Origin of the sequence: Embleya sp. AB8, assembly GCF_049739465.1 — a bacterium.
Lineage (GTDB): Bacteria > Actinomycetota > Actinomycetes > Streptomycetales > Streptomycetaceae > Embleya.
The window spans coordinates 131,223-144,903 of record NZ_JBMHHY010000013.1 but is presented as its reverse complement, the minus strand read 5'-3'; the positions used below and the strand labels follow the sequence as shown (position 1 = coordinate 144,903).

The 13,681-nt window shown below is 70.7% G+C and carries 14 protein-coding genes; 9 read left to right on the top strand and 5 right to left on the bottom strand.

The features are described from left to right. The first annotated feature begins 234 nt into the window (after window positions 1-234). Window positions 235-1,284, top strand: coding sequence for an LLM class F420-dependent oxidoreductase (locus ABIA38_RS20705; protein ID WP_424640199.1), 1,050 nt, complete (start codon window positions 235-237; stop codon window positions 1,282-1,284). A gap of 170 nt (window positions 1,285-1,454) precedes the next feature. Here the strand turns inward: ABIA38_RS20705 and ABIA38_RS20700 are convergent, their stop codons facing one another. Together ABIA38_RS20700 and corA are read right to left on the bottom strand one after the other, a co-directional pair. Then, window positions 1,455-2,078 (bottom strand): hypothetical protein, encoded by a 624-nt coding sequence (locus ABIA38_RS20700; protein ID WP_424640198.1) that lies wholly within the window; start codon window positions 2,076-2,078, stop codon window positions 1,455-1,457. A gap of 230 nt (window positions 2,079-2,308) precedes the next feature. Then, window positions 2,309-3,283, bottom strand: coding sequence for a magnesium/cobalt transporter CorA (corA, locus tag ABIA38_RS20695; RefSeq protein WP_424640197.1), 975 nt, complete (start codon window positions 3,281-3,283; stop codon window positions 2,309-2,311). 73 nt (window positions 3,284-3,356) lie between these two features. Here corA and ABIA38_RS20690 point away from each other — a divergent pair, with 73 nt between their 5' ends. The 4 genes from ABIA38_RS20690 to mshC all read left to right on the top strand — a co-directional run bounded on the left by ABIA38_RS20690 (window position 3,357) and on the right by mshC (window position 6,947). Further along, on the top strand, window positions 3,357-4,082 hold the full coding sequence (locus tag ABIA38_RS20690) for an MSMEG_4193 family putative phosphomutase (protein WP_424640196.1): 726 nt from the start codon (window positions 3,357-3,359) through the stop codon (window positions 4,080-4,082). A 112-nt stretch (window positions 4,083-4,194) separates the two neighbouring features. Continuing rightward, on the top strand, window positions 4,195-4,764 hold the full coding sequence (locus ABIA38_RS20685) for a DUF3090 domain-containing protein (protein WP_424640195.1): 570 nt from the start codon (window positions 4,195-4,197) through the stop codon (window positions 4,762-4,764). Then, window positions 4,761-5,588 carry an SCO1664 family protein gene (locus tag ABIA38_RS20680; RefSeq protein WP_424640194.1) on the top strand — a complete coding sequence of 276 codons (828 nt, stop codon included), beginning with the start codon at window positions 4,761-4,763 and terminating at the stop codon, window positions 5,586-5,588. Before ABIA38_RS20685 ends, ABIA38_RS20680 begins: the two co-directional genes overlap by 4 nt. Before the next feature lie 132 nt (window positions 5,589-5,720). Beyond that, the gene (gene mshC, locus ABIA38_RS20675) at window positions 5,721-6,947 is read left to right on the top strand and encodes a cysteine--1-D-myo-inosityl 2-amino-2-deoxy-alpha-D-glucopyranoside ligase (protein WP_424640193.1); all 1,227 of its coding nucleotides are present in this window, start codon (window positions 5,721-5,723) and stop codon (window positions 6,945-6,947) included. Between the two features lie 308 nt (window positions 6,948-7,255). Here mshC and ABIA38_RS20670 read toward each other — a convergent pair whose 3' ends face one another. Together ABIA38_RS20670 and ABIA38_RS20665 are read right to left on the bottom strand one after the other, a co-directional pair. After that, window positions 7,256-8,512 carry a class I SAM-dependent methyltransferase gene (locus ABIA38_RS20670; RefSeq protein WP_424640192.1) on the bottom strand — a complete coding sequence of 419 codons (1,257 nt, stop codon included), beginning with the start codon at window positions 8,510-8,512 and terminating at the stop codon, window positions 7,256-7,258. Window positions 8,513-8,756: 244 nt separating this feature from the next. Beyond that, on the bottom strand, window positions 8,757-9,647 hold the full coding sequence (locus ABIA38_RS20665; protein WP_424640191.1) for a TIGR04222 domain-containing membrane protein: 891 nt from the start codon (window positions 9,645-9,647) through the stop codon (window positions 8,757-8,759). Window positions 9,648-9,908: 261 nt separating this feature from the next. Here ABIA38_RS20665 and ABIA38_RS20660 point away from each other — a divergent pair, with 261 nt between their 5' ends. The 3 genes from ABIA38_RS20660 to ABIA38_RS20650 all read left to right on the top strand — a co-directional run bounded on the left by ABIA38_RS20660 (window position 9,909) and on the right by ABIA38_RS20650 (window position 12,512). Then, window positions 9,909-11,237: a M20/M25/M40 family metallo-hydrolase gene (locus ABIA38_RS20660; RefSeq protein WP_424640190.1), complete on the top strand. Its 1,329-nt coding sequence runs from the start codon at window positions 9,909-9,911 to the stop codon at window positions 11,235-11,237. 134 nt (window positions 11,238-11,371) lie between these two features. After that, a complete protein-coding gene (locus tag ABIA38_RS20655) occupies window positions 11,372-11,614 on the top strand; it encodes a chaplin (protein ID WP_424640189.1) in 243 nt (80 codons plus the stop codon). Window positions 11,615-11,918: 304 nt separating this feature from the next. Further along, a complete protein-coding gene (locus tag ABIA38_RS20650) occupies window positions 11,919-12,512 on the top strand; it encodes a chaplin (RefSeq protein WP_424640188.1) in 594 nt (197 codons plus the stop codon). A gap of 155 nt (window positions 12,513-12,667) precedes the next feature. Here ABIA38_RS20650 and ABIA38_RS20645 read toward each other — a convergent pair whose 3' ends face one another. Continuing rightward, complete coding sequence (locus tag ABIA38_RS20645; RefSeq protein WP_424640187.1) at window positions 12,668-12,853, bottom strand: DUF5703 family protein; 186 nt, start codon at window positions 12,851-12,853, stop codon at window positions 12,668-12,670. 117 nt (window positions 12,854-12,970) lie between these two features. Here ABIA38_RS20645 and ABIA38_RS20640 point away from each other — a divergent pair, with 117 nt between their 5' ends. Further along, entirely contained in the window at window positions 12,971-13,615 is a 645-nt protein-coding gene (locus tag ABIA38_RS20640) for a hypothetical protein (protein WP_424640186.1), read from the top strand. Window positions 13,616-13,681: the final 66 nt, after the last annotated feature.

Below are 13,681 nucleotides of genomic sequence, written 5' to 3'. Positions count from 1 at the left end.
GCCGTTCGGCGGTATGCCACGCGGACGAGTCGACGGACAGGTTACCGGCTGGTAGGTCGCGCGATATGGTCGGCCGAGGCGATCCGCCGCACCACGGGCAACCGCCACGGCACACGCACCACCGCAACCGGCAAGCCGAGCAGCAACCGGCAAGCCAAGAGCAGCCAAGCAGCCAAGCAGCAGCCATCCAGCCACACGGACGTCGACCAGACGTCGAACAGGGGGTCCGCGGACATGCGACTCGGAATCAACCTCGGGTACTTCGGCGCCGGCAACGACGCCGACAATCTGGCGGTCGCCCAGGAGGCCGACCGGCTCGGCTACGCGGTCTGCTGGGCCGCCGAGGCGTACGGCTCGGACGCGGCCACCGTGCTGTCCTGGGTCGCCGCGCAGACCACCCGGATCGACGTCGGCTCGGCGATCTTCCAGATCCCGGCCCGCACGCCGACCATGACCGCGATGACCGCCGCCACGCTCGACGTACTCTCCGGCGGCCGGTTCCGGCTCGGCCTGGGCGTGTCCGGGCCGCAGGTGTCCGAGGGCTGGTACGGGGTCAAGTTCGACAAGCCGCTCGCCCGCACGCGCGAGTACGTAGAGGTGATCCGCCAGGCGATGCGCCGCGAGCGGGTGGACCACCAGGGCGCCAACTGGACGTTGCCGCTGCCCGGCGGCCCGGGCAAGCCGCTCAAGCTCACCGTGCACCCGGTGCGCGAGCACATCCCGCTCTACATCGCCGCCGTCGGCCCGAAGAACCTCGAACTGACCGGCGAGATCGCCGACGGCTGGCTCGGCGTCTTCTACGCCCCGGAGCACGCCGAGGAATCGCTGGTCCACATCCGCGCGGGCCGGGCCAAGGCCGGTCTGGCGATGACCGACTTCGACGTCGTGCCGACCGTCCCGCTCGTGGTCGGCGACGACCCGCGCCTGGCGGCCGAACAGGTGCGCGGCTACGCCGCGTTGTACGTGGGTGGGATGGGCAGCCGCGAGCAGAACTTCTACAACCGGCTCGCGGTCCGGATGGGCTACGCGGCCGAAGCCAAGGAGATCCAGGACCGGTTCCTGGCCAAGGACTACGCGGGCGCGGGCGCCGCCGTCCCCTACGACTTCATCGACAAGACCAGCCTGCTCGGCGGCCGGGAGCGGATCGCCGAACGTATGCAGGCCTACGCCGACACCGGTGTGACCACGCTGACCATCGCCCCGAACGGCAACACCCTGGACGAACGCGTCGCCGCCCTGCGACTCGCCGCCGAGGCCCTGGAACTCTCCGGCACCGGGTCCTGAGGACTCTCGAAAGGTCCTGACGACACTCGAAACCGAACCGACGCCGAACCCGACGCCGAAACCGACGCCGAAACCGAAAGGCGGGCCCGACCCTCGGGCCCGCCCCCAGGCCCGCCACACCCACCGACGACTCGGCGCAAAGACTCGGCGCAAAGACTCGGCGCAAAGACTCAGCGCGGTCCCGGCACCCGGGCCGCGATCACCTCGGCGAATTCGAGCAGGCGCCGAATCTGCCCCGGCCCGCCGTCCTCGAGCGACTTGCTGAACCGGTACGCCTCCTGCCGAAAGCGCCCGGTCGACGCGCCGTCCTCGCCGCGCACCGTGGCCACCTCCTGCAACGTCGGCGTGGCCAGGAACACGAACGCGCCCCGCAGTTGCCGCTTTCCGTCGTGGTCGGTGCCCACCAGCGTCCTTATCCCGACGTGCGAGACCGACCCCAGCGGAATCACCTGCACGGAGGAATCGAGCACCGTGCCGCCGGGTGCGGACGGGTCGGTCATGTCCTCGCTGTGCCACAACACCAGCCGTCGGTCGTCGCAGACCGCGGCCTCCTGCCACACCGACGTGCCGTTCGCGTTGATGTCCACGACCCGTTCGAGGGTGAAACCGCGCACCGGTCGGCGACCGAGCACCGAGCCCAGGGCCTCCATCGCCACGTCCGGATGCAGCAGGTAGGACCGCACCGCGTCCTCCAACTGGGTATGCGAAGACCAGTCGGCCCCGGCGGCTCCGGCCCCCGGAACCTGGGCCGGGCGCGTCCCCGATGTGCGCTGCCTGCCCGACTTGCCGAACATCCCCACCTGCTTCCGCCGCGTCTGTACAAGCAGAAGCCTACGAGAGTCCGGCGTGGGCGGTGCCAGGGTCCACCGCTTGATCGATCCCGGAGCGAAATCAGGCCGCGGCGGGGGAGTCCAGTGCGTCCCCGCCACGGCCGGTATGCGGTTCAACGACCGTTCCCCACAAAGGACACGCCCGCGGGACGCGCCTGCGCGACATGCCCGCGCGAGGAGCCCCCGACCACCCCCTACAACCAACCGCTCCGGCGAAACATCCGATGCAGCCCGGCACATGCCAGCACCATCAGTGCGACCGCCCCCGGATACCCCCACACCGACTTGAGTTCCGGCATGTGCTCGAAGTTCATCCCGTACACGCCGGCGATCATCGTCGGCACCGCGAAGATCGCCGCCCACGCGGAGATCTTGCGCATGTCCTCGTTCTGCCGCACCCCCACCTGCGCCAGGTGCGCGCCGAGCACGTCGGACAACAACCGGTCGAACGACTCGATCTGTTCGGTGACCCGGGTCACGTGGTCGGCCACGTCGCGAAAGAACGGCCGGGTCTGCGCCGGTACGAAGGGCACCTCCGTGCTCGCGAGCCTGCGTATCGGCTCGATCAGCGGCAGCGCGGCGCGGCGGCACTCCAGTACCTCGCGCTTGAGCAGGTAGATGCGCTCCGCGTCGTTCTCCCGGCTCGGCGAGAAGACCCGCGCCTCGACGTCCTCCAGGTCGCTCTCCAACTCGCCGGCGATCGCGAGGTAGGTGTCCACCACCGCGTCGGCCACCGCGTACATCACCGCACCGGGGCCGTGCCCCAGCAGCTTGGGCTGCTTCTCCACCCGGCGGCGGACCGATTTCAGCTCCGCGCCCGGGCCGTGACGGACCGTCACCACGAATGAGTCGCCGATGAACATCATCAGCTCGCCGGTCTCCACCGACGAGGTCTCGTCGTAGTAGTGCAGGGTCTTCAGGACCAGGAAGATCGAGTCGTCGTAGGTCTCCAGCTTGGGCCGCTGGTGTGCGTGCAACGCGTCCTCGACGGCGAGTGGGTGCAGCCCGAACTCGCTCGTGACCAGGTCGAACTCGCTCGGCGTGGGCTCGTGCAGCCCGATCCACAGGAACGAGTCGCCGACCCGCCGCGCCTCGGCCAACGCGTCGGAGAAGTCCGCGGGGCCCTCGGTTCGGCGGCCGTTCGTATAGATGGCGCAGTCGACGATCACCCGGGCATTTTATTGCCCCGCCCACCCCGACCGGCCCGAACCCGCGAACGGGCCTCCGCATAGGGTTGGGGGCATGACGACGGTGCTCTTTGTTCGGCACGGACGGACCACGGCCAACTCCTCCGGCGTGCTCGCCGGTTGGACACCCGGGGTGTTCCTGGACGAACGCGGCGAGGAACAGGCCGCGGCGCTCGCCGCGCGGATCGCCGAGGTGCCGCTCGCGGCCGTGGTGACCAGCCCGCTGGAGCGCTGTCGGCAGACCTCGGAAGCGCTGTTGGCGGCCCGGCTCGGCACCAAGTTCGCGCTCGACGCGGGTGCCCAGGTGGACGAGCGGGTCGGCGAGTGCCGGTACGGCGACTGGACCGGGCAGGAATTGGCCAAGTTGGCCGAGGACCCGATGTGGCGGACCGTACAGATCCACCCGAGCGCGGTCACCTTCCCCGGCCCCGGCGGCGAGGCGTTGCGCACCACCCAGGCCCGGGCCGTGGACGCGGTCCGGGAGTGGAACGAGCGGATCGCCGCCGAACACGGGCCGAACGCGGCCTATCTGGTCTGCTCGCACGGCGACGTGATCAAGGCCCTGGTCGCCGACGCGCTGGGGATGCACCTGGACCTGTTCCAGCGGATCCGGGTCGACCCGTGCTCGCTGACGGTGATCGACTATGGCACGCAGCGACCGACCGTCGGCCGGCTCAACGACACCGGCGGCTCGGTGGCCGGCCTGCTGCCGCCGCCCGACGCGGGGCACGGGTCCGCGTCCGGTGACGCGGTGGTGGGCGGCGGGGCCGGCGCGCCGTAGGGTGCTTTGGAGGGCGCGGTCCCCCTCGCGCCCGCAGCACGCCCGACCCGTCCGTTCAGCCACTCGCCCGTCCTCCCCCGTCCCCGTTCTCGACAGAAACACGGAGCAGATCGTGCCCCGCCAGGTCTTCCTGTACGACCCCCCGGAGCGGTTCGTCGCCGGCACCGTGGGTGAGCCCGGCCAGCGAACCTTTTTCCTGCAGGCCTCCGCCGCCGGCCGCGTGACCAGCGTCGCCCTGGAGAAGACCCAGGTGTCCGTACTGGCCGAACGTGTCGACGAACTGCTCGACGAGTTGGTTCGGCGCACCGGTGGCGAGACCGCCGTACCGGCCGTGACACCGGCCGAACTCGAGGATTCCGGGCCGCTGTTGCCGCCGATCCTGGAGGAGTTCCGGGTCGGCACGATGGCGCTCGCGTGGGACGCGGACGACGAGCGGCTCGTGGTCGAGGCGCAGGCGCAGGTCCCCGACGACGACTCCCCCGAGGACACCCTGCTCGGCGATGACGACGACGAGGACGGCCCGCCGCTGCTGCGCGTCCGGCTCACCGGCGGGCAGGCCCGGGCGTTCGCCAAGCGTGCCCTGCTCGTGGTCGCGGCCGGTCGGCCGGCCTGCCCGTTCTGTGGGCTGCCGATGGACGCCGAGGGGCACATCTGCCCGCGGGCCAACGGATACCGGCGTTGACCGACACGGTCCTCGATGCCGCCGCCGTCCCGGAGTTGTTGCGCCGGGGCGAATTGACCGTGCGGGCACGCCTGGAGGACGCCTCCAACGCGACGTTGTACTGCGTCGCGACCCTGGACGGGGTGTCGCTGCCGTGTGTCTGGAAGCCGGTCGCGGGTGAGCGTCCGCTGTGGGACTTCCCCGACGGCACCCTCGCCGGCCGTGAGGTGGCCGCCTACGAGGTGTCCCGGGCGCTCGGCTGGAACATCGTGCCGACCACGGTGTTCCGCGACAAGGGGCCCTACGGCGCGGGCATGTGCCAGCTGTGGATCGACCACAAGCCCGCCGAGCACGAGCCCGAGCCGGTGGCGATCCTGCCCGCGGTCGACCCGGGACCGGCCTGGAAGCCGATCGCCCACGTGGTCGTCCCGGACGAACACGGCAAGGAGCAGCCCGCGCTGCTCGTGCACGCGGCCGGCGACGTGCTGCGCCGGATCGCCGTGTTCGACGCGGTGATCAACAACGCCGACCGTAAGGGCGGCCACCTGCTGCCCGGTCCGGACGGGCACGTCTACGGCATCGACCACGGCGTCTCGTTCCACGTCGAGGACAAGTTGCGCACGCTGCTGTGGGGTTGGGCGGGCGAGCCGCTGCCGGCCGCCGCGCGCACCGCACTCACCGCGCTGGCGGCCGAGTTGACGGGTGCGCTCGGGACGCGGCTGGCCGAGCTGATTACGCCGGACGAGGTGGCCGCGACGCGCGAACGGGTGAGAGTTCTGCTCGCCGAGGACCGGCTGCCGAAACCGGACGGTCGCCGGCATGTGATTCCGTGGCCGCCGATCTGAGTCCGCCTCGATCGGCGGACCCGCGACGCCGACGCGTTGACCAGGCCCGGAACCGGCCCTGGGTAAAGACGCGGAAATTGCTCTGCCAACCCTGGAAGATCTTCGGCCCCCACGGACGTTAGTCTCATACGTATGTATGCCTGGCCTGCACCCGAGCTCCCCGTTTTCCCTGGTCAGGGTGCGTCCCTGCGCGTGTACGACAGCTCCGTGCACGATCATGTGACGATCACCCCGGGACCGGTCGCGCGGCTGTATGTGTGCGGCATCACCCCCTACGACGCGACCCACATGGGCCACGCGGCCACGTATGTCGCATTCGACCTGCTCCAGCGGGTCTGGCGGGACGCCGGGCACACCGTGGACTACGTGCAGAACGTCACCGACGTCGACGATCCGCTCCTGGAGCGGGCCGAGCGGGACGGGATCGACTGGGTCGAACTGGCCCAGCGCGAGACCACGCTCTTCCGTGAGGACATGGCCGCGCTGCGGGTACTGCCGCCGGCCAACTACATCGGCGTGGTCGAGGCGATCCCGCTGATCGTGCCGCTGATCGAGGACCTGCTCGCAAAGGACGCGGCCTACTCGGTCGACGGCGACATCTACTTCTCGATCGCCTCGGACGAACACTTCGGCGGGGTGTCCGGGTACCGCGCCGCGCAGATGCTCGAGATCTTCGGCGAGCGTGGCGGCGACCCGGAGCGGGCCGGCAAGAAGGACCCGCTCGACCCCCTGCTGTGGCGCGCGGCCCGGCCCGGCGAGCCGTCCTGGGACGCGTCCTTCGGCGCGGGCCGACCCGGCTGGCACATCGAGTGTGTGGCGATCGCGCTGAAGTATCTGGGCATGGGCTTCGACGTGCAGGGCGGCGGCAGCGACCTGATCTTCCCGCACCACGAGATGGGCGCGTCGCACGCACACGTGGTCACCGGCGAGGCGCCCTACGCGAAGGCGTACGTACACGCCGGCATGGTCGCGCTGGACGGCGAGAAGATGTCCAAGTCGCGCGGCAACCTGGTGTTCGTCTCCAAGCTGCGCCGCTCGGGCGTGGACCCGATGGCGATCCGCCTGGTGCTCCTTGCCCATCACTACCGCAGCGACTGGGAGTGGACCGACACGGTCCTGGCCGACGCGGAGGCCCGACTGGCCACGTGGCGGGCCGCGGTCGGCCGCCCGGACGGGCCGGACACCACCGAACTGCTCGCCACGATCCGCGAACGCATGGCCGACGACCTGGACGCCCCGGGTGCCCTGGCCGCGATGGACGTGTGGGCGGCCCGCCAACTCGCCGACGGCGGCGAGGACATGTCCGCCCCCGGCGTGGCCTCCCGGGCCCTGGACGCAATCCTCGGCGTGGCACTCTAGGGCGTGTCTTCAAGCCCTGGGCCCGGCCGCTCGGCCGAACCGAAGACCCTCGACAACGTGCAGGCCCCGAACGGCGGTTGCCGTTCGGGGCCTGCACGTGCGCCGGGTCAGTCGACCCGCCCCCACCCCGGAGGGTGCGCCCGCTCCGACCGGCCACACCCCCGCGACGGCCGACCGGAGCGGATCCCCCGCCCCCGAGAACAGCAGACCACGCCGACCCCTCCCGGCACTTCAGGGGAAGCCCTCATCTTCCGAGGGGCACGCGAGGGAGTCGGGCCGCACCGGCCCGGTCGGCGGGTCGACCGAGGTCAGGCCTCCATCAGCAGGTATTGCCGCACATCCAGGTAGCCCGATCGGAAACCCGCCTCGGACCAGGACAGATACAGGTTCCACATGCGCCGGAACACGTGGTCGAAGCCCAACGCCTCGATGTCGTCGGCGCGTCGATTGAACCGCTCGCGCCACAGCCGCAACGTCTCGGCGTAGTGCAGGCCGTACGACCTGCTGTCCGCGACCCGCAACCGAGTGGCCGCAGCCGCCCGGCGCACCGCGTCGTCGGAGGGGATCAGGCCGCCCGGGAAGATGTACTTGTGGATCCACGTGTATGTGGCCCGGCTCGCCAACATCCGGTCGTGCGGCATGGTGATCGACTGCAGGGCGACCCGCCCGCCGGGCGCCAGCCGGGTGTCGAGCACGTCGAAGTAGGCCGGCCAGTACTCCTCCCCCACCGCCTCGATCATCTCCACGCTGACGATCGCGTCGTAACTGCCGCGTACCTGGCGGTAGTCGGTCAGCTCGACGGTGACCCGGTCGGCGAAGCCGGCCCGGGCGATCCGTTCGACGGCCAGGTCGCGCTGCTCGGCGGAGATGGTGATGGTGTGCACGAACGCGCCGCGCTCGGCCGCGCGCAGGGCCAATTCGCCCCACCCGGTGCCGATTTCCAACACCCGGGTGCCCGCGCCGACGTCGGCCAGGTCGAGCAGCCGGTCGATCTTGCGGTGTTGCGCCTCGGTCAGCGCGTCCTGTTCGGCCCGGGGGCCGCCGTCCGGGCCCTGCTCGAACACCGCCGACGAATAGGCCATCGACTCGTCCAGGAACGTCGCGAACAGCTCGTTCGACAGGTCGTAGTGCCGGTGGATGTTGCGCTTGGCACCGGCCACCGTATTGCGCTGCGAGCGCGGCATCCGAGGCAGCGCGAGCGGACGCAGGCGTTGCAGCGCGGGCGGGATCAGCGTGGTCACCCGGGACGCGAACACGGTGAGTACGGCGGTCAGATCGTCCGCCTCCCAGTCGCCGGCCTGATACGCCTCGCCGAAACCGATCAGCCCGTCCGCGCCCACCCGGCGAAAGAAGGCGTCCGGCCGGACGATCCGCATCCGGGGGGCGGTCTCGCCGCCGTCGCCGAAGACCGCGCCGTCGATCCACACCCGCAACGGCAGCCGGGCCACCGCCCGTTCGAACAGGAACCGGGCCGCGGCCGCTCTCACCGGCCGCCTCGGTACCTCTGCCACATCGGGCCAGCGCACCGGGTCGATCCGAGTCGGGGCAACCTCGAGCACACTCATCACCACAGCTCCCTCCAGTCCGGTTGCCGCACCCCCCGTCCGGCTCGGGCGGGCGTCGCTCGCCGGCTGCCCGACCCGGTGGGAACGGCGCTGACTGGAACGTCTTTTCGAGCCCGGCTCTTCCCGGGTCGGCGGCCGGCGAGAGGTAGAACACATACGCAGAACACATCCGGAAGGGCTCCGGATTCTCGGTCGAGAGTCCGGAGCCCTTCCGTGCCCTGCGCGGTTCGCGACGAACCCGGGATCAGCCCCCGCAGCCGCCACCACCGCCGCAACTGCTGCCGCCACCGCAGCTGCTCGAACTGCCGCAACTGCTCCCGCTGGATCCGCTGTCGCTGCTGCTCGAGCCGCTGCCGCCGGCGGTGCCGCCGAAGGCGACCAGCGCGCTGCGCGCCTCCGGGTCGGGGTGGGCCGCCAGGCCCAGGCACGCGACCGCGAACAGGCCGCCCGCGGCGCCCGCGCCGAGCAGCGCGCCGGAGCGGCGGTCCGCGCGCAGCCGCGTGGTCAGGTCGCGCAGTGCCCGACCACCCGCCCGGGTGGTCCGAAAGCCGGTGCCGACCACGCCCGCGAAGACGAAGGTCAGGATGATCATCGGGATCAGGAAGCCGACCGGGCGCCCATGCGCCAGCCCGTTGACGAACCGGACCAGGCCCACCACCCCGGCGACGAACATCAACCGCGGCGGCAACTTGCCGATCTGCCGGGCCAATCGGGAGTACACCAGACCGCGCTCGACCAGGCTGCCCTCGATCTCGGCGAGCGTGCGGCTGTTCTGCCAGGCCCGCAGCACGGTGAGCCGGCTGCCCCGACTGGTCCGGACACAGTCGAGCACGGCCGCCGCGACCGGGTCGGCCGGCCGGTTCCCGGTGGCGGCGGTGAGCTGCCGCCCGGTCCGTTGTACGTGTACGTATCCCTCGGTGATCAACGAGGCCAACGCGGTGTCGACGACCCGGATCGGGCCGCCCGCCAGGTAGGCGGCGTCGTATGGGCCCAGCTGCGCCCGGTTCGCCCCGGCGCCGATCACCCGGGACAACACGATGCGCAGCACGATGGCCAGGACGAGCAGGCCCAGCACGATCCCGCCGTACAGCTTGAGGAATTCGGGTCCGGTCAGACCCCACGCGGTGCCGTTCATGTGACGTCCCTCCCGATTACCCGACTCGTCCTTTTGTTCGGCTTGTTCACCTTGATCCGGAAGGTAGCAGTGGCCTGTTCGCGCCGGTCAGAGGTATCTCCCTACGTTCTCCCCACACTCCTCGCACACCCCGCGCCGGTGCGTTCGTTCAACTGAGTGGTCGTCAGATCTGCGCCCGACCGCTGCGGTCCCCGCACCCGGGTGCAGGATGGTGGTACACCCGTACACACGTGCCGTTCCGCCTTCCCCGAGGAGCCCGTCATGACGGAGGCTGTCCGTCCCCAGCCCACCACCGCCGCGGAAGACGAGGTCGTCGACCTGTGCCGCGAGCTGATCCGGATCGACACGAGCAACTACGGCGACGGCTCGGGCCCCGGCGAACGGGCCGCCGCGGAGTACGTCGCCGAGAAGTTGGCCGAGGTCGGCCTCGAACCGCAGATCTACGAGTCCGAGCGCGGGCGCGCCAGCACCGTGGTCCGGATCGAGGGCACCGATCGGTCCCGCCCCGGCCTGCTGATCCACGGCCACACCGACGTGGTTCCGGCGAACGCCGCCGACTGGACCCACGACCCGTTCGCGGGCGAGGTCGAGGACGGTTGCGTCTGGGGGCGCGGCGCGGTTGACATGAAGGACATGGACGCGATGGTGCTCGCGGTGTTGCGCGACCGGGTGCGCACCGGCCGACTGCCCTCGCGCGACATCGTGCTGGCGTTCGTCGCCGACGAGGAGGCCGGCGGCATGTTCGGCGCCCGGCACCTGGTGAACAACCACGCCGACCTGTTCGAGGGGGTCACCGAGGCCATCGGCGAGGTCGGCGGCTTCTCCTTCACGGTCAACGAGGAGCTGCGGCTGTATCTGGTCGAGACCGCCCAAAAGGGCATGGACTGGATGAAGTTGATCGTGGACGGCACCGCCGGACACGGCTCGATGATCGCCAAGGACAACGCGATCACCGAACTGGCCGAGGCGGTCGCCCGGGTGGGCCGGCACAAGTTCCCGATCCGGGTGACCAAGACCGTGCGGGCGTTCCTGGACGAGGTCTCCGACGCGCTGGGCATCGAACTGGACCCGGACGACATCGAGTCCACCATCGAACGGCTCGGCCCGATCGCGAGCATCATCGGCGCGACCATCCGCAACACCGCGCAGCCGACCATGCTGAACGCCGGGTACAAGGTCAACGTGATCCCCGGGCAGGCCACCGCGCATCTGGACGGCCGGTTCCTGCCGGGCTTCGAGGACGAGTTCCACGCCGAGTTGGACGCGGTGCTCGGGCCGCGTGTGCGCCGCGAGACGGTACACACCGACCAGGCTCTGGAGACCGGCTTCGACGGCGCGCTCGTCGAGGCCATGTCGGCCGCACTGCGCGCGCACGACCCGGCCGCGCGCGCGGTACCGTACTGCCTCTCCGGCGGCACCGACGCGAAGTCCTTCGCCGATCTGGGCATTCGCTGCTTCGGGTTCGCGCCGCTCAAGCTGCCGGCCGATCTCGACTTCGCGGGCATGTTCCACGGCGTCGACGAGCGGGTCCCGGTGGACGGCCTCAAGTTCGGTGTCCGGGTGCTCGATCACTTCCTCGACAACGCGTGAGCCGGGGCGCGCACCGGGGGCGGGCCCGAACGGGTGAATAGTCCCTCCGGTGCGTAGCCTCCGCCGATTCCCGTCGTTTCCCCTTGTGCGGCGGGCAAGCGCGCCGTGGTGTCGACAAGGAGGACGAAAGAAACATGAAGAAGATGGGCAAGGTCGCGGTCATCGTCGCGGCCGGCGGTGGTCTTGTGCTCGCCGGCGCCAGTGGCGCCATGGCGGACTCCGAGGCGGAGGGCGCGGCCGTCGGCTCCCCCGGCGTGATCTCGGGCAACAACATCCAGGTTCCGGTCAACATCCCGATCAACCTGTGTGGCAACAGCATCGACATCATCGGTGTGCTGAACCCCGTGTTCGGCAACACCTGCATCAACGCCTCCTGATCCAGGCTCACTCGATCGTCGGCGTGCGCAAGGCCCCGAGACCCCTCACGGTCTCGGGGCTTTGCGCTGCGCAAAATCCGGCCCGCGGACGTGCGCCGAACGCGGCGGTCTGCACTGTTCAGCCGAGCGCCCGCCCGGAACGAAAGCGATCGAAATCCGGCAGAACGCGGTTCCACAAAAGTCTGAAACTCAGCCGTACGAGGGAATCGACGCCACGTCGGTGACCTCCCGTGTCGGCTCTCGTTGACGTCCGTGCGGGGTCAACGTCCCCCGCCCCTCGCGAGAGAGACACAGGGGTACACACATGCACCAGCTCGCCAAGAAGGGGCTGTTGGTCGTCATCGCCACCACGGGCGCACTCGCGTCCACGGCGGTCGGCGTCGCCAACGCCAGCAGTGGGGCCGAGGGAGCGGCAAACGGCTCGCCCGGTGTGGCGTCGGGCAACAACATCCAGGTCCCGATCAACATCCCGGTGAACATCTGCGGCAACACCGTGAACGTCATCGGCGCGCTGAACCCGGCGTTCGGCAACCACTGCGCGAACGTGTCGCACCCCACGCCGCCGCACAAGCCGCCGACCACATACCCCCCGAGCACGAAGCCGCCCACCACGCCCCCGCCGAGCACCAAGCCCCCCACCACGGCGCCGCCGACCAGCAAGCCGCCGACCGGCGGCGGTAGCAACGGCGGCAACTCGGGCGGTTCGAACGCCGGCAGCTCGGGCGGCACGACCGCCGGCACCTCGGGCGGTTCGACCGGTGGGACGACCGGTGGCAGCACCGGCGGCGGGTCGCTCGCCAAGACCGGTTCGGACGCCCTGACCGTGGCCCCGATCGGCGCCGCGCTGCTGCTCGGCGGTTTTGTGCTCTACCGCCGCGCGCGCCCCGTGCGGGACTGAGCGCACGACCCACGCGAGCAATGCTCGCCCGGCTCGCCCGCCCCTGGGAGGACAGGGGCGGGCAGGCCGCGTTTGGGGGCCGGTCGCTTCCGGGCCGGCCGGTTGCGCGTCGGTCGGCCCCGGACGCCGGGCCGGCGCGCCGAGGTGACGAGCCGTCACATGGTGCGTACCTGTCGGATGATCCGCCGCCGCAGGACCACCCGACGACTCCCGTCGCCGCGCAGCAACAAACGGTCCAGCTCCCAATACCCGTACTCCGCGTACTCGGTCAGCATCCGACACGCGTCGGTGCGGGACGTGCCGCGCGGAATGTCCAGTTGCCGAAACTCGTAGTCCGCCATGTTTCCGTTCCCCGGCGTCCGCGCCACGGCGCGGTGACCGGCCTTTTGGTCGCCCTCCGACTCCGCCATCAGTGAACCATTGTGCGCGCGTGGGGCTCTTGCGGATAACGTCACCCCATGACCGGTGTTGCGCAGCCCACGCCAGAGCAGGTCCGTGCCGCCGCGGACGTTCTCAAATCGGCGATCGACGACCATCTGGCCGCCGTCGAAGCCCGCCAGGGCGAGAGCGATCCGGCCGTGTTCGCCGCGTACGACGCACTCGCGGCCGCTGCGGAGGCCTACGACGAGTTGTTGTACGACGCCTACGACGAGGTCACCCCGTTCGAAGTGCCGAGCAGCAGCGAGGAAACCGAGTACGAGGGGCCGAGCAATCCCGAGGCGGTCAGCGTGCTGATCCGTCGGGACTATGTGATCAAGGACCTGATCGCACTCGTCGATCACGCCCGCCGGGCCGACGCCGAGGCCGCCGAGACCGAGGAGTCCTCGACCTCGCCGCGCGACACCGGGACGGACAGCGCGTCAAGCGCGGTGGCGGTGCTCTTCGACGTCTACGATCCGGACGAGATCGCCCAACGCGCCGACGAACTGGGCCTGGAACCGGGCGATGCGACGTTGTGGGTGTCGGCCGTCGAGCCGACCGAGCCGGGCGAGTGGTTGGACGCGCCGTTCGACGACGCGGATCCGCGCAACATCATCTACCGGTTCGAGACCAGCACCGCGTACGAGGACGACCTCGAGGCGCTGGAGCGCGACCTGCACTGATCCACCGATTTCGGTTCCACCGATGTCCTGGCCCGAGCCACCCGGGTGCGCCGGCGCACCCGGGTG